We start from the raw sequence: 16,332 nt of genomic DNA, 5'->3' as shown, positions 1-16,332 counted from the left end.
TGACTATGCGCCATCGTAAGAGTGGAGTCAAGCTGGGTCGTACCGGCAGTCATCGTAAGGCAATGTTTCAGAACATGACCAACTCATTATTTGAGCATGAACTGATCAAAACAACTTTACCAAAAGCTAAAGAATTACGTCGCGTTGCCGAGCCATTGATCACTATGGCTAAAGAAGACAGCGTTGCTAATCGTCGTTTAGCATTCAGTCGTATGCGTAGCAAAGCTATGGTAGGCAAATTATTTGGTACTCTTGGTCCTCGTTACCAAGCTCGTCCAGGTGGTTATTTGCGTATCGTAAAATGCGGTTACCGTGATGGTGACAATGCGCCGATGGCTTATGTAGAATTGGTTGATCGCGACTAATTTTATAATAACCAAAATATGTATATAAAAAAGCTCCAATTCAATTGGAGCTTTTTTTTGCGTAAATTTTTAGATATTTGAGCTTTATGATAGCATTTTTTTATTTATAATAATGAACTCACATCAGCAGCGCCTTGCCTGATCAATTCAGGTTGGCTACTGGTCATATCGACAATCGTAGTCAGCTTGGTAGTCTTGATTCCAGCGTTAATTAACGCATCAATTTGATTGCCCAAGAGTTCTTCTATTTCAAATGGGTCGTCTAATATGTCATCTCGGTTTGGTAATATTAATGAGCTGGTCAAAATAGGTTCATCCATGGCTTCTAACAATGCCTGAGCGATAGGATTACTCGGCACCCGTATGCCGATGGTTTTTTTCTTGGCGTGCGCCAGTTTCTTTGGTACATCTTTGGTGGCATTGAGAATAAAAGTAATAGGCGCTGGTGTAAGAGCCTTGAGCTGTTTAAATTGTAGATTGTCTACGCTCGCATAATTGGCAATCTCACTTAAATCACGACATAACAAGGTAAATTGATGCTTATCATCGAGCTCACGAATCTGCTTAAGCTTTTCTAATGCATCTTTTGCACCTAAGCGACAGCCAAAGGCATAGCTAGTATCAGTGGGGTAAATAATGAGCTGATCTTTACGTAATAAGTCAGCTGCTTGCTCAATAAGACGTGGTTGCGGATTTTCCGGATGAATATAAAGTACTTGCATAATAGTTCCTTATTTTATAATTATTAGACTCTTGTTATTTAATATATATAGGACTTTCTAAGTGAAGGCAGTTAAATAAGTAAGGTAGCTGATAGAGTACTTTTGAAATATCAGTTTACTTTATTAAAGGTATAAATGCCGATAACAAATAACTTCAGCCATTAGTATAGCGCAAAGCAAATATAAGTTTATGGGCAAGGCGTTAATATGAGTATGAAATCGTTAACATGATTGAATAAGAATTTTTTATGCAGCAAAAATAAAATATGTTAGATATTATTAAGTTGATTACTATTACAAATAGTCAGCAATGCTTGTAGTAAGGTTTTAGCATCAGCCGGTAGCGTATGTGGCTTAGCAATGTATGTTTTCACTTGCTGATAAACATCTTGAGGAAAGGTACTTCCGCTCGTATCAAAGTCAGCAAATAGATTATCTTGTGAGACTTGAAAAGGACGTCTGCAAGCTAGAGTAAATAAGCACTCTAATGCCTGTGGTTTAATCTCCACACGCTCAAATGCTTGTTGCTGAGTTGCTGAGCGCCCATCGGCGGCATACCAGTAGCCAAAGTCAGATAACTGCCTGCGCTGTTTGCCTGCAACACAAAAATGACTGATTTCATGTAATGCACTGGCGAAAAAACCATGAGCAAATTCAATTCTTGCCGGTTGGTTGTTTTGAGCAGGAAAGTATTCCGGCTCGCTAGTACCGCGAAATAATATGACTTGCTGATTGATGAATAGGGCATTAAATAATTGTATAAGCCAGTCGGTATTAGCTTGTTCATTATCTTTAGCTAAAGGTTGTTCGGTTAAAGTAACGTAGGTTAGGTAATCTTTAACGAATGGATATTGAGTTGAAAGTTCAGCAAAGTTTTTAGAGGTGCTAAAGACTTTTTTACTGTCTAATTCATTTAGACGTTGTAATAACAGTTTAGCGTCAAGAGTAGATAATAAGCTAGAAAAATCGGGATAAATAGTAGACGACATCATAAGTAAAGCATTGACCAAATAAAGGATAAGAGATGAATTTACTTGTATTTGCAAACAAATAATGAAAGGTAGAAATAAATTAGCATCCGGAAAATCTTAACATACTAGCGCTAGCACAGCATGACGCTTTCCGTTAGTATGGCAAGCAATATTATACACCGTTTTTGATCAATGAGGCCGCGTATGTCAAGCACCCAAAATAACCAGTCATCAGCGCTTCAGGCTGAAAAAACACTAACGCCTACATCAACCAGTATGCCCGAACATATCTCCTTAAATAAGTGGGAAGACAGCGGTTTTGAATGGGTAGGGGAAATAGCACCTGGCTCATTTGAGCGTCTTGCTACTTCATTGACGACCGAGCATGCTCAATCAGATCTTCTGATAAAGGCTAATCTGTATCGCCGTAATAATGTGTTGCATCTGGCTTTTACATTGACCGGTGAAGTATGGTTAACTTGCCAACGTTGTTTGCAACCAATTGTGATAGATTTGACAGATGATTATGATATTGTGCTACTCGATAATGAGAGCCAAATCCGTTTAGTGAATGAAGAGCAAGACTATTTATTGCTCGATGAAATTATCACCGAGCAATCTCCAGAGCGTTTATTACCGCTTAAAAAACTGGTTGAAGATGAAATACTGCTTAAAACGCCAATGGCACCGAAGCATGATGACTGTGAAATGACGGTTGAGCAGTTTGGTGAAATACCTGAAGAAGAAGGAACTGAAAATCCTTTTGCTGCTTTAGCTTCTTTAAAAGGCAAGTTATAGCCATATAAACTGCAATGATAAAAGGGATCAATGATTGCTAGGTGATAATTTTTGTCAGCTTTATGCAGAAGAGTGAAAAGCAGGGCTTTATTAATCCGCTAAACATGCGTATAATGTTCCGATTATTGCATTCTAGCAACCTGCCGCTGGCAGATAAAAGCTAACCTTGCACACTAACTATAGATTTTAGACGTAATCAACACTTTAATACGTGTGGCAATCTATTTAACTAATGATACGTAAGACTTAGGTTGCTTTAATTATATAGCCTCTGTCAGTGTCGATTTAAGCTAAATTCAAAGCTTATCCCCTTATTAAGTATAGGAGCTATATCATGGCCGTTCAAAAAAGTCGTAAAAGTCGTTCTCGTCGTGACATGCGCCGTTCACATCATCGTATGGAAATCGCTGAGCTAAGCATTGATGCTACCACTGGTGAAAAGCATCGTCGTCATCACATGACTAAAGATGGTTTCTATCGTGGTCGCCAGCTATTCAAAGTCAGTCAAGAAGCTTAAGTTAACTGCTACTAACGGTTGATGCAAAATTATGATAGTTTTCATAGCTATCAGTAATTTTTGCACAGCTATTATTGAGCAATCAGTTTGAGCTAAAGAAAGCCAAGTTATCTCGCTATCATATATTATGTAGCTAGATAACTTGGCTTTTTGCTATTAATTTTTTACTCTTTTTTAAAGCCTGGCATTTGTTCAAATGTTTGTTATTACTATTAAGTGCTTATGATTGTTCATTCAGTGATACTTAATAGGGCAAGATAACTAATTAACTTTTTGGCTGCTATGCTAATGGTCGTTGTCAGTGTATAGTTTCATAAGCGTTTGCTGTTTTAAAGGACTAGTGACAGTAATGGCTTTATAAACTAAAAATTCTACATAGTCTTGAACTCTACAATGAACCCCATTCACTTTAGGGGTGTTTCCAATTAAATAAGGAATATTGGTTATGGCCTCTGTACCCGATATGATAAAAAAACAGCCAACCCGCATTGCCATTATATTCCCCGGTCAGGGCTCTCAAGTCGTGGGTATGATCAGCGAGCTTGTTGAAACTTACCCTGAGATTCTTGAAACTTTCACTGAGGCGAGTAACGCACTTGGTGAAGACTTATGGGCAATTTGTCAGGACGAAGACAAGCTCAATCAAACTCAGTATACGCAGCCAGCGTTACTGACTGCTAGCATCGCCATTTGGCGTATCTTACAACAGAAAATAGACAATAAGCCCTGTTATTTAGCGGGTCATTCTCTAGGAGAATATAGCGCACTTTGTGCCGCTGGGGTGATCTCACTTGCTGATGCGGTGAAACTGGTGCATAAGCGTGGTCAATTGATGCAAGAAGCAGTGGTAGGTATCGATACTGCCATGGCAGCAGTGCTAGGTCTGGAAGATCATCGAGTTGAAACTTTGTGTGAGCAAGCAACTGAGCATGTTGATGATGCGATCGTTGGCGCAGCAAACTTTAATAGTCCGGGACAAGTAGTGGTTTCTGGTAATACGGCAGGCGTTAACGCGGTCATTGATAAAGTACAAAATACTGGTAAAAAGGCCATTCCCTTAAAGGTAAGCGTGCCTTCGCACTGTGCGCTTATGGCACCAGCGAGCAGCGCATTGGCTAAAGAACTAGCGTCAATCAAATTCGAGCAGGCGACGATTCCAGTTATTCAAAATCGTCATGCGCGCGTTGAGACCAGTGCAGTAGGTATTAAAGAGGCGTTAACTGAACAATTAAGTGAACCAGTATTATGGTCAAAAACCATGCAAGAGCTGGCTGATAAACAAATTAATATTTTAATCGAGTGTGGCAGCGGTAACGTATTGAGTAATTTGGCAAAGCGTCAAGCGCACCCAATTGTAAGCTATCCTACGGATAAGCCCGCCCGTCTAGATAAATTGCTGGAGATATTATCATGAGTCGTACGATTACATTAGTAACTGGCGCGAGCCGCGGTATTGGCAAAGCCGTCGCCAAACGTTTTGCCAAAGAAGGACATTTTGTCATCGGTACAGCGACCACTGAAAAAGGCGCTGCATCGATTGATGAGTATCTGCACGATAGTGGTGGAATAGGTCGAGTACTAGACGTACGTGATACGGCACAGATTGACAAACTATTTGCAGAAATAGAGAGCGTCTATGGTGCGGTTCAAGTATTGGTCAATAATGCTGGTATCACCCAAGATGGCTTGCTGATGCGTATGAAAGATGAAGATTGGGACAATGTGATTGATACCAATTTGACTTCTGTTTATCGTATGAGTAAACGTGCTATTCGCGGTATGATGAAAGCGCGCCGTGGTCGTATTATCAATATTACCTCTGTCGTCGCTCAAATGGGCAATGCTGGCCAATCTAACTATGCGGCAACTAAAGCCGGTGTTGAGGGCTTTAGTCGCACGTTAGCGCGTGAAATAGGCTCACGCCAAGTGACCATTAATTGTGTGGCGCCAGGCTTGATTGAAACCGATATGACTGATGAGCTTGACGAACGCCTCTTAAACTCAATGTTAGATGCCGTTCCTATTAGTCGTCTTGGCCAGCCAGAAGATATTGCAGCAGCAGTACTGTTTTTAGCGAGTGATGAAGCTAGCTATATTACAGGTGCTGTTTTGCCTGTCAACGGCGGCATGTACATGTAGCTGCTAATAGAGCGCTTGTTGCCAAGCGTTACATAGTTATAATAAAAAACTGTGTGAACGAGTGTAAACTATAATAAAGAGTGCTATAATGACGAATACTTTTAAGTCAAAGCCCTGTATGATAGCAATGTTTTACTAGACACTAGTAAATGTATAACTTGTTATAGCGCACTCAGAAAGCCATACAAATCTGAACATCCCATTTTATACACAATACTATAGAATCTAATTACGGTACTATAGCAATTTGTCAAAATAATAGATCAAAAAGGAGCAATCTACATGAGTAATGATACCGAGCTAAGAGTTAAAGCCGCAGTAGCTGAGCAACTAGGTATGAATGTTGAAGACATCAATAACGATGCTTCATTTATGGAAGATTTAGGTGCCGATTCATTGGACTTAGTTGAATTGGTTATGTCATTCGAAAGCGATTTCGGCATCACTATTCCTGATGAAGATTCAGCAGAACTAACGACTGTTCAAAAAGCAATCGATTACGTACAAGCACAGCTATAATTAGCTATTAGCTTAGCAAGTTTGATATGACCGTTTATCTTAATAGATAGGCGGTTTTTTTTATGCATAATATTTCTCACGGCAGTTTATTTTTATAAATCATTCCAGTAATTTATGATGTTCATTAATCTTCACTTCATTACCGATTACGTTAACATAAGCTACGCCAAATCAACATTACTCAACATACTATTACTATTCACAGCACTGGTCGTTGTCTATACTGAGAATGGTAAGCAAAAAAGAATGAGAGTAGCTAATTAACTAAAGCTAGTTAACTAAAGAAAGACAATTACTCTCAGACTAATAATAAATAATAGTATTTCAAGGAGCAGTTATATGGGTATGTTCAGTTTTGCAAAAGACATTGGTGATAAGATTTTTAATCGTGATGATGCGAAGCATGATGCTAAAGTGGAAACGAAAGCAGACGCTAATACACCAGTACAAAGTGGTGAGCCCTCAGCTCAGTCAGTAGCCAATATTTTACTTCGTCGTATTCAGCAGCAGAATCTGAATATTAGTGATCTAAAAATTAAATATAATGGTTCGACGGACACAGCAGAAATAAGTGGTAAGGCTAAAACCCAAGCGGATCGTGAAAAAGCTATCATTGCTATTGGTAACGTACAGAATGTCGCTAAAGTTATTGATAATATCGATATCGAAGAAGATGCGCCTGAATCTACTATGTATACCGTAAAATCTGGCGACAATTTATCTAAGATTGCTCAGAATGTTTATGGTTCAGCTGCCGATTATATGAAAATATTTGAAGCCAATAAGCCAATGTTATCTAGCCCGGATAAGATTTATCCAGGCCAAGTACTACGTATTCCTAAGCCATAATTTTAATTTTTACTATTTAAAGCAGTAATTTAATAAATTAAAGTAGTAAGTTAATAAAAAATGCCTCTTATAATTTTAAGAGGTGTTTTTTTGGTTTGTTTTTATGTGCTTAGGGGTTTTAAATATTGTTTTAGTCAAAAAAATAAACGATTCTATAACCTAATTGCTTTTAGTTTATCGCGCTGTTCAATTATTGCCCAATGAATATGTTCATCAAGCATGTCATTATGTATACTTAATCTTGTTTGTAATTGCTCGATTACTTCCTGACTGCCATTAGCATTGCCAAGACCAATGGCAATATTACGTAAAAAATTCACATAGCCTGTGCGTCTTAGTGGACTCCCCTCAGTTTTTTTCATAAAATCTGCTTTTTGCCATTGCCATAGCTCAAGCAAACTACTGTTATCAAGACGATGCCTCGGCGCAAAATCTTCTACAGGCGTAATATTGGCATAGCGATTCCATGGACAAATCAATTGACAGTCATCACAACCAAAAACACGGTTGCCAATGGCACGGCGATATTTGGTATCAATGATGCCATCGTGCTCGATAGTAAGATATGAGATGCAGGCGGACGCATTGAGCTCATAGGGCGCGACAATCGCTTGGGTAGGGCAGATGTCAATACAGGCGCGACAACTGCCACAGTGCTCTTTGACGGGTTCATCATCAGGCAATTCAAGACTCATAAATAACTCTCCCAGCACAAAAAATGAGCCTGCTTGCTTGTTGATTAGCAGCGTATGTTTTCCAGTCCAGCCGAGACCAACGGCATCAGCAATAGGCCTCTCAAAGATGGGTGCCGAATCACTGAATGGTCTAAAAATAAAATCCGTATCAGCGCCAATATCTAGATGTCGCCACTCAGGAAGCATGCTTTCAATCTTTAATGCCAATTGCTTTAAACGACTGCGCATGGTCTTATGATAATCACGTCCTCTCGCATAACGCGCAATTATGCCTTGATTGGGGTGGTCATTATCAGTGACAGCACGCGGTGTTGGTGTTTGAGTGAGATAGTCCATACGTACGCTGATAATAGTTTTAGCTCCTTCTACTAATTGCTCAGGATGGGCACGCAAATGATGATTGCTATGCATAAACTGTAGTTGACCTTCGTACCCTTTCGCTAACCATTGCTTTAATTGCTCAGTCTGCTTAACAAACAAAGGATGATGCACGGATAAAAAGCCACAGTCAGCAAACCCTAAAGATTGAGCTTGGGCTTTAATCCATTGCTTAACGTCTGCTGTGGTAGCAAATACGTGCGAATTATTGACGACAATCTTTTTATCAGGCGTGTTAGCAGGTGCAGAGGACAGCAGTTTGGTTGGCGACTGTGCGGTTTGTGAAGTAAGTGAAATTGATAAGTCTGCTTGAGGTTTATTACTCATAGTTGGCTAACAATGATAATGTGAATATGAGTATGATAAGCCAGTGAGCTAAGAGCGCAAGTGCCAAAGTAAATAAATCTGCATTCATATTGATACATCAGTTAGCTTACGATTTTGCTAAGCTAATATAAGCGGAGAAAAAAGCAGATATTCAAAATAATATAAAACCGTTTTCTAAAAATACTTGAGAATAATTAATGCAAATGCAAACCAATATATTATCGAAAAAAACAATGCCTATAGCGCTGTATAGTAGTGAGCAGCTCTACGCTATCGAGCAAGCATGGTTTACCGAAGGTAATGACAGCTTCAGTCTAATGAAACAAGCTGCTTGGCAAATGGCGCAGTATATTGAGCAGATTTATGAGCAGAAAAATCTTAACGTGCACCCATCCGCTCATTCTAAATTTTCTCTTCGTCGTCATACTCGCCAGCGTCTAGCCAGTATTTGGGTAGGGAAAGGCAATAATGGCGGTGATGGTTGGCTCATTGCTTACTATTTACAGCAAATGGGTTGGCAAGTGCAAGTGATAACGGTCGGCTTTGATAAGCTTGATTTTGGAGTAGCCAATACTGAAACAACTGATAATGAGAAAAATAATACAAGTAGCAGGTCCAATAAAACAGATTTTATGACGGATGCAGCAAAGGCTCTGCAGACAGCGCTATTTGCTAACTGTCATTACCAGCGTTTTGAGGATAGCGTATATAATCAATGCCATCATAAATATACAAACTTGCAAGCCGATATCTATATCGACGCGTTATTTGGTATTGGCCTAGATCGAGCACCTGAACATGTTTATAAGCAGGCAATTTTTGCCTTCAATAAAGCGGCAGAGTATGCAGAGGCATTAATCATTGCAGTTGATACTCCAAGCGGACTGGTTGCCTCCACGGGTCAAGTATTTGACCGTATAGCGATACAGGCTGATGTGACTTTATGTTTAATTGCACGAAAATTTGGGTTGCATACCAAAGATGGTATGGATTACAGCGGCACAATTATTGACATACCGCTAATACCTTATCGGATGAGTAGTAACGACCTAATGCCAGTCGCCACACTCATGACCACCGCTCAACCTTTAAAGCCACGCCGTCAAAACAGCTATAAAGGCAGCTACGGACATGTATTGATTATCGGCGGCAACCGCATTGATGGCTCACAAGGTATGGGAGGCGCAGCCATACTTTCTGCGTCGAGTGCGATGGCAGCAGGTGCTGGAAAAATTACTGTTGCCTGCCATGAAGCGTTTCATGGTGCACTACTAACCTCATTACCAGATGCAATGACCATCGACTTACATGATAAAGATGGAGTTAACCGTCTTATTGAGGAAGCTAGTGTGGTGGCTATTGGTATGGGACTCGGACGTGATGAAAAAGCAAAGTTAATATTTATAAGTTATGTGCAGGCTGCCATAGCAAAAGGTAAGCCATTAATAATCGATGCCGACGGTCTCTATCATTTGGCATCATTGCAAAGGGATAATCATAAACTAATAACACAGCTGAAAGAACATAGTGTTGATTATCAGGTTAGCTTAACGCCACATAGTGGTGAAGCTGCTAGGTTGTTAAATAAAAAGGTGAGCGAGGTAGAAGACGATAGATTAGCGGCGATAAAGCAGTGTGCAACGAGTTATGGCGGTCATTGGGTGCTAAAAGGAGCAGGGTCACTAGTCTTTGAACAGGGGACAGAGAAAAGTCATGTCTATGTTTGCGGAGTCGGTAATGCAGGCATGGCAACCGCTGGTATGGGCGATGTATTATCGGGTGTGATTGCTGGTTTACTCGCGCAGCAAGATTTAAATGAGGAACCGCGTAGCTTGCACCAAGCGGTTCTTATTCATGGATTGGCAGGAGATATTTTAGTAAATCAAACTGCTACCTGTGGCAATAATGGTGGACCATTGTTAAATGGTGGGCCATTATTAATAGGACAACGAGGTTTGCAAGCTCAAGATATGCCAGCCGCTATTCGCCATATTATCCAACTAATAACGGCTAATTATTAACTATTAAATAGATTGGTTTTAATATTAAGTCGCAGAGCCATTACAATACTGAGTGATTGCTTGTTGAACACGCTCACGCTTAAGCTCAATTTCACGGCCATCTAGATATTGACGTTTGCCACTGGCATCCATCTCATAGATGCGTCCACCGACATTTAAATTGGTTAAATTGTTACGTAATGACTGGCAACGCTGGGCATTCGCCTGCGATTCTTGCTCTTTGATACGCGCTTCTAATTGTGCAACGCGCTGTTCTTCTGCGCTCTGGGGTGCAGCTTGATTGGCTTCAGTTTTGCCTGCCAGCTGTCCTGCGTTGCTCTGTCTGCCATCACTGCGGAACTCAATCACTTCAATATTTCTACCATTTTGCGGCGCATGTTGGCTGTACTTAACTTCACCATGCGTACCAATAGATTTGTATACTTGAACAGCATGGCTGGCGCTCATGGGTAGCATGAGCATACACGCAGTGCTGACAGTCATTAGTAGTTTGGCAGCGGTATTTATGGTAGACGCATATGCCATGGTAACAATCCTCTTAATGGGTAAAAAACAGGTGTATAGATAAGCTAAGGATAGTGGTTAACGCTCTCGATAACAATATAAATACATTATTGTTTGATTTTAGCAAATAATTCTTATGAATGTACATTATTTAATAACCAATAGTTAGGGGTGGGCTTTAGAAGTTTTTCTTGACAATGCTGACCAAACCATCGAATATAATAGCAGTTGATTGGTCAGTGAGCGGCTTTTATGATATTGCCGTGGCACTTGAAAATAAGGACTACGGGTTACTTATCGGTAGCTTGCTTAGCTTTATTATCTTTGTGACAATAATATAAAATAAATAGTGTTCATAACTATCACTATTCACATCTGTATTTATTGTCTCCGGACTTATCTGTCTACAATGACTAAGATTAACTTATTAATGTATCTCGTAAGATTTTGCTGTTATAAAAAATAGAGTGTCATGTGTGTTTAACATTTACTCATTAAACATGTTATAAGATTTCGCAATCATATAGCGTGATATAAGCTATAAAATATAAGCTTTGAGATTTGTTCTATCATTCTGCATCCATCTATTTGTTATCAGCGCTAGCTCTTATGCATTGCAAATAATAAGCTTCTTTTATAGGTGCACTCGCATCTTGTCACTGTATATCGATAAACTCCTGTCACAAAGCTGACCCTAAATATATTGCTGTATTTGAGTGCTATGCTGTCTGATAAAACAGCGTTACTTAGATATAGTGGGCACACATTCTTGATATGGACGAGAGTTGGCACTTATTTTTGCGAGAATGACAACCCGGTAGCAATGGACTTGTTTTCTTTAATAAGATAATGCAACTTCTTACCACAAAAAAAGGTGATGACAGTGACGCAAACCACGCAAACCACGCAAAGTCCGAATATGACTGGACATACCCAAACGGCTAATGCCGCCAAAAATTTCCCTGAAAAGCAGCAAAAACTCGCTGAAAATAGTAATGAGCCAGTAATGCTATCTGGCGCTGAGATGTTGGTGCAAGCACTAACAGATGAGGGCGTCAAATATATTTTTGGCTATCCAGGCGGTGCTGTTCTTCATATCTATGACGCCTTGTTTCAACAAGAAAACATTGAGCACATCTTAGTGCGTCATGAACAAGCAGCGGGCCATATGGCAGATGCTTATTCACGAGTAACTGGTAACACAGGTGTGGTACTGGCGACTTCAGGCCCTGGTGCCACCAATACAGTGACTGCTATTGCTACTGCCTTTATGGACTCAGTACCGATGGTTATCATCGCTGGACAGGTACCCAGCAGTTTAATTGGTGAAGATGCTTTCCAAGAAACCGATATGATTGGTGTGTCGCGTCCTATCGTTAAGCATAGTTTTCAAGTACGCCATGCTAGCGAAATTCCAATGATTGTCAAAAAAGCATTTTATATTGCGCAGGCTGGACGTCCAGGTCCTGTTGTAATCGATGTGCCAAAAGATATGACGGCGCCTAGCGAAAAATTCGCTTATGAATACCCAAAAGAGGTGTTTATACGCTCGTATCAGCCTTCATTAAAAGGTCATAGTGGTCAAATTAAAAAAGCGGTTGAAACACTACTTGCTGCAAAGCGCCCGATTATTTACTCTGGTGGCGGTGTTGTTTTAGGTAATGCACATAAAGAGCTAACCGATCTTGCGCATCGCTTAAACTTACCAGTAACCAATACTTTAATGGGCTTAGGTGCCTTTCCTGGCTCCGATCGTCAGTTCTTAGGTATGTTAGGTATGCATGGCACTTATGAAGCCAACATGACCATGCATCATTCGGACGTTATACTGGCAGTTGGTTCACGTTTTGATGACCGTGTGACTAATAACGTCAAAAAATTCTGTCCAAATGCGACGATTATTCATATTGATATTGACCCTACGTCTATCTCAAAAACTATTCTTGCGCATATTCCTATCGTTGGCGATGTCAAGTCAGTCCTTACGGACATGTTAGAGATTATCGGTGAGGATAAAGAGCTAGACCAACCGGCGTTATTGGATTGGTGGTCACAGATTAATGAGTGGCGTAAGCGTCATGGTTTGCGCTATGACACCAGTACCGATAATGGTATTAAGCCACAGGCGGTCGTTCAGGCCTTGGATAAAGTGACTAATAGTAACGCTATTATCACCAGCGACGTTGGTCAGCATCAGATGTTTGCTGCCCTTTACTATACCTATAATGAGCCGCGCCAATGGCTAAACTCAGGTGGTTTAGGTACGATGGGTGTTGGCTTGCCGTATGCGATGGCAGCGAAACTTGCCAATCCAGATCGCGATGTGGTTTGTATTACCGGCGAAGGCTCTATTCAAATGAATATTCAAGAGCTATCGACCTGCTTGCAGTATGATTTGCCAGTCAAAATCCTAAACTTAAACAATGCGCAGTTGGGCATGGTCAAGCAGTGGCAAGATATGCTCTATGAAGGTCGTCATGCACACTCTTATATGAATTCTTTGCCAGACTTTGTAAAACTGGCTGAAAGCTATGGTCATGTCGGTATCAAGATTACCGATCCTGCGACTATGGAAGCACAGTTGGCTGAAGCCATGGCAATAAAGGATAAGTTGGTATTTATTGACGTTTATGTCGATCGTAATGAGCATGTGTATCCGATGCAAATCGCTGGGCAGACGATGCGTGATATGTGGTTAACTAAAGGGGAGCGTACCTAATGCAACAACAACATCTGATTTCGGTATTGATGGAAAACGAAGCGGGTTCGTTGTCGCGAGTGGTCGGTTTGTTCTCTCAACGTGGCTACAACATCGAAACTTTGAACGTTGCGGCAACAGACGATCCGAGTATTTCTCGCTTAACGTTAACCACCATTACTTCACCTGAAAAAATAGAACAAATCACCAAGCAATTGCATAAATTGATTGAAGTGGTTAAAGTGCTTAATCTATCAGACACCGTACACGTCGAGCGCGAGTTGATGCTGATCAAAGTACGTGCGACTGGCGGTGTACGTGAAGAGATCAAACGCAGTGCAGATGTCTTTCGCGCACAAATCGTTGACGTCAATGCCAGTTTATATACGATTCAAATCGTTGGCGATAAAGCTAAGCTTGATGGTTTTATTGATGTGATTGGTCGTGAACGTATTATGGAAGTGGTACGTTCAGGCGTGATCGGCATTGCGCGTGGCGACAAAACGCTAAGCTTATAATCAGCGTTCTCTATATTTTAATATTGTATTTCAAACTTATTTATTCAACATTAACATAGCGCTTATCTTACCAATCACTTCAAAACGGTGGTTGAAATTTAAGTGTTTATTTTTCCATGGCACGCCATGATTTAGGAAAAGGATTCTATTTATGAACGTTTATTATGATAAAGATTGTGATCTATCAATCATCCAAGGTAAAAAAGTTGCCATCATTGGTTATGGTTCACAAGGCCACGCGCACGCGCTTAACCTACAAGAATCAAACGTCGATGTGACGGTTGGTTTACGTGCCGATTCAGGCTCATGGAAAAAAGCAGAAAATGCTGGCTTGAAAGTTGCTGAAGTTGCCGATGCAGTAAAAGCGGCTGACGTCATCATGATTTTAACGCCTGATGAGTTCCAAAAAGAGTTATATAACAACGAGATTGAACCAAACATTAAAGAAGGCGCTACATTGGCTTTCGCTCATGGTTTTGCGATTCATTACAACCAAGTCGTACCACGCAGTGATCTTGATGTGATTATGGTTGCTCCTAAAGCACCTGGTCATACCGTACGTTCAGAGTTCACCAAAGGTGGCGGTATCCCAGATTTGATCGCTATCTATCAAGATGCGTCAGGTCAAGCCAAACAACTAGCATTGTCTTATGCTGCTGGTGTTGGTGGTGGGCGTTCAGGCATTATCGAAACCACGTTCAAAGATGAAACTGAAACTGACCTATTTGGTGAGCAAGCGGTTCTTTGTGGCGGCGCAGTAGAGCTAGTAAAAATGGGCTTTGAGACGCTAACTGAAGCAGGTTATGCGCCAGAAATGGCTTACTTTGAGTGTTTACATGAGCTTAAGCTTATCGTTGACTTGATGTATGAAGGCGGTATCGCTGACATGAACTATTCAATCAGTAATAATGCTGAATATGGCGAATATGTGACGGGTCCTGAAGTGATTAATGAGCAATCACGTGAAGCCATGCGTAATGCACTAAAACGCATTCAATCTGGTGAATACGCTAAAATGTTTATCAGTGAAGGCGCAACGAACTATCCATCAATGACTGCTCGTCGTCGTAATAATGCTGAGCATCAAATTGAAATAACAGGTGCCAAGCTACGTGGTATGATGCCTTGGATTGGCGGCAATAAAATCATCGATAAAGAAAAGAACTAATTCGATATAAAATGCTATAAGATTTAATTGGTTTTAAAAAAGCTCATGCTATCACTTGATAACATGGGCTTTTTAATAAGCGCTATTTTATAAATATTTTCATAGTAGCAAGTCTGTACTGGTTGAAAATCTGCCATAGCTGCCTAATATAGGCAAGCGTCATCATATTTATTAACGATTTACTCGCTTAGATGAGTGTCGTTGTTTTTATCCTTGAGCTATGAACGCTGAGGGTTTCTCCTGCTTCTTTTCTATAGATTATAGGTTGTCTGTTGTGCAAATATCTTATCCTGATTGGCTAACGCCGCAATTCGTATATATTAGTCTTAGTGCTGTGGTAGCAGTTTTAATTTGGATAGAAGGGGAGATGCTCAAAAAAACCGATGGCAAACTACCCAAATCTAAGTTTTTTCAAATTAGCTCAATTCTAGATACCTCATGGTTCTTTATTTCGGTAATGATGTTATACGTGATTGATCTGACACCGTTGGCAGTTGCTGTACCTGCAGCCTATGGTATCTATACGACTTTTGGTTGGATATATGGCATGCGCTTGTTAAGGCGGAAAGGCATTCCTGATTCTCCCAAGGACTTAGTAATACCCGCTAAATATATCGCCTATAGTCAGTCCTTTTCGCTGATATTTTTTGCGCTATGTTTATTGGTATTAAGCTCACCATGGCTACCAATCTCTCAATAAGTATTGTTTCTAACTATTAGGCAGTTAAGTTTAGTAGCAATGATTACTGCGCTGAATAATATGTGTGGATTTAAATTATAAAGGTCCATTGATAAAAATTATCTTTTATATCAATGTATTATAAAGCCATCTATCTGCTCTCATCATTTCTCAGACCTGTCTTTAAAAGGTTACAAAAATCATCAATTTAAGCTGTTGCGCTTATCAAAAGCTGCTATAATCAGCTTGTACTCGAAGGATTTTAGGTGAAAGCGCTAAGGTATCCTCAGGATAGCTTAATAGTTTTAACCTCTGCGTTTAGCAGAAAATTATTTGGGTATATATCAATTAATCGGTGATGACACACGTCTCGCCAACAGTTAAAGAGTTAGGAAAATTTATGTCAGATAAAGTTGAAGGCACTGTAAAGTGGTTTAATGAAGCTAAAGGTTTTGGTTTTATCG

General features: G+C 40.2%; 16 protein-coding genes. 12 read left to right on the top strand and 4 right to left on the bottom strand.

All coding sequences use genetic code 11. The features are described from left to right. Positions 1 to 5 precede the first annotated feature (5 nt). On the top strand, positions 6 to 365 hold the full coding sequence (gene rplQ / locus WAZ74_RS03020; protein WP_011279809.1) for a 50S ribosomal protein L17: 360 nt from the start codon (positions 6 to 8) through the stop codon (positions 363 to 365). 104 nt (positions 366 to 469) lie between these two features. Here the strand turns inward: rplQ and WAZ74_RS03015 are convergent, their stop codons facing one another. Continuing rightward, entirely contained in the window at positions 470 to 1,087 is a 618-nt protein-coding gene (locus tag WAZ74_RS03015; protein ID WP_422305655.1) for an L-threonylcarbamoyladenylate synthase, read from the bottom strand. 269 nt (positions 1,088 to 1,356) lie between these two features. Beyond that, positions 1,357 to 2,079 carry an elongation factor P hydroxylase gene (locus WAZ74_RS03010; RefSeq protein WP_422305653.1) on the bottom strand — a complete coding sequence of 241 codons (723 nt, stop codon included), beginning with the start codon at positions 2,077 to 2,079 and terminating at the stop codon, positions 1,357 to 1,359. A 183-nt stretch (positions 2,080 to 2,262) separates the two neighbouring features. On the opposite strand from WAZ74_RS03010, the gene WAZ74_RS03005 reads away from it, so the two are divergent. The 6 genes from WAZ74_RS03005 to lysM all read left to right on the top strand — a co-directional run bounded on the left by WAZ74_RS03005 (position 2,263) and on the right by lysM (position 6,880). Continuing rightward, complete coding sequence (locus WAZ74_RS03005; protein ID WP_422305651.1) at positions 2,263 to 2,856, top strand: YceD family protein; 594 nt, start codon at positions 2,263 to 2,265, stop codon at positions 2,854 to 2,856. Positions 2,857 to 3,190: 334 nt separating this feature from the next. Then, positions 3,191 to 3,373, top strand: coding sequence for a 50S ribosomal protein L32 (gene rpmF, locus WAZ74_RS03000; protein WP_201623035.1), 183 nt, complete (start codon positions 3,191 to 3,193; stop codon positions 3,371 to 3,373). 445 nt (positions 3,374 to 3,818) lie between these two features. Further along, the gene (gene fabD, locus WAZ74_RS02995; RefSeq protein WP_422305648.1) at positions 3,819 to 4,787 is read left to right on the top strand and encodes an ACP S-malonyltransferase; all 969 of its coding nucleotides are present in this window, start codon (positions 3,819 to 3,821) and stop codon (positions 4,785 to 4,787) included. Further along, positions 4,784 to 5,512, top strand: coding sequence for a 3-oxoacyl-ACP reductase FabG (gene fabG / locus WAZ74_RS02990; RefSeq protein WP_422305646.1), 729 nt, complete (start codon positions 4,784 to 4,786; stop codon positions 5,510 to 5,512). Before fabD ends, fabG begins: the two co-directional genes overlap by 4 nt. A gap of 282 nt (positions 5,513 to 5,794) precedes the next feature. Next, positions 5,795 to 6,031, top strand: a complete 237-nt coding sequence (gene acpP, locus WAZ74_RS02985; RefSeq protein ID WP_025652201.1) for an acyl carrier protein — start codon at positions 5,795 to 5,797, stop codon at positions 6,029 to 6,031. A 339-nt stretch (positions 6,032 to 6,370) separates the two neighbouring features. Further along, on the top strand, positions 6,371 to 6,880 hold the full coding sequence (gene lysM / locus WAZ74_RS02980; protein WP_422305642.1) for a peptidoglycan-binding protein LysM: 510 nt from the start codon (positions 6,371 to 6,373) through the stop codon (positions 6,878 to 6,880). Between the two features lie 152 nt (positions 6,881 to 7,032). Here the strand turns inward: lysM and queG are convergent, their stop codons facing one another. Continuing rightward, entirely contained in the window at positions 7,033 to 8,280 is a 1,248-nt protein-coding gene (queG, locus tag WAZ74_RS02975) for a tRNA epoxyqueuosine(34) reductase QueG (RefSeq protein WP_422305640.1), read from the bottom strand. A 197-nt stretch (positions 8,281 to 8,477) separates the two neighbouring features. Between queG and WAZ74_RS02970 the strand changes: the two genes are divergently transcribed. Further along, complete coding sequence (locus WAZ74_RS02970; RefSeq protein ID WP_422305638.1) at positions 8,478 to 10,301, top strand: NAD(P)H-hydrate dehydratase; 1,824 nt, start codon at positions 8,478 to 8,480, stop codon at positions 10,299 to 10,301. A gap of 24 nt (positions 10,302 to 10,325) precedes the next feature. Here the strand turns inward: WAZ74_RS02970 and WAZ74_RS02965 are convergent, their stop codons facing one another. After that, entirely contained in the window at positions 10,326 to 10,826 is a 501-nt protein-coding gene (locus WAZ74_RS02965; protein ID WP_422305636.1) for a DUF4124 domain-containing protein, read from the bottom strand. Positions 10,827 to 11,811: 985 nt separating this feature from the next. On the opposite strand from WAZ74_RS02965, the gene WAZ74_RS02960 reads away from it, so the two are divergent. The 4 genes from WAZ74_RS02960 to WAZ74_RS02945 all read left to right on the top strand — a co-directional run bounded on the left by WAZ74_RS02960 (position 11,812) and on the right by WAZ74_RS02945 (position 15,889). Continuing rightward, positions 11,812 to 13,524 (top strand): acetolactate synthase 3 large subunit, encoded by a 1,713-nt coding sequence (locus WAZ74_RS02960; protein ID WP_422305657.1) that lies wholly within the window; start codon positions 11,812 to 11,814, stop codon positions 13,522 to 13,524. Next, a complete protein-coding gene (gene ilvN / locus WAZ74_RS02955) occupies positions 13,524 to 14,021 on the top strand; it encodes an acetolactate synthase small subunit (protein ID WP_422305634.1) in 498 nt (165 codons plus the stop codon). The genes WAZ74_RS02960 and ilvN overlap by 1 nt, the downstream gene beginning before the upstream one ends. A 151-nt stretch (positions 14,022 to 14,172) precedes the next feature. Next, on the top strand, positions 14,173 to 15,189 hold the full coding sequence (ilvC, locus tag WAZ74_RS02950) for a ketol-acid reductoisomerase (RefSeq protein ID WP_422305632.1): 1,017 nt from the start codon (positions 14,173 to 14,175) through the stop codon (positions 15,187 to 15,189). Positions 15,190 to 15,463: 274 nt separating this feature from the next. After that, on the top strand, positions 15,464 to 15,889 hold the full coding sequence (locus WAZ74_RS02945; protein WP_422305631.1) for a hypothetical protein: 426 nt from the start codon (positions 15,464 to 15,466) through the stop codon (positions 15,887 to 15,889). The last annotated feature ends 443 nt before the right edge of the window (positions 15,890 to 16,332 follow it).

The organism is Psychrobacter sp. (assembly GCF_049295055.1).
Lineage (GTDB): Bacteria > Pseudomonadota > Gammaproteobacteria > Pseudomonadales > Moraxellaceae > Psychrobacter.
This window is presented reverse-complemented; position numbering and strand designations above follow the sequence as displayed.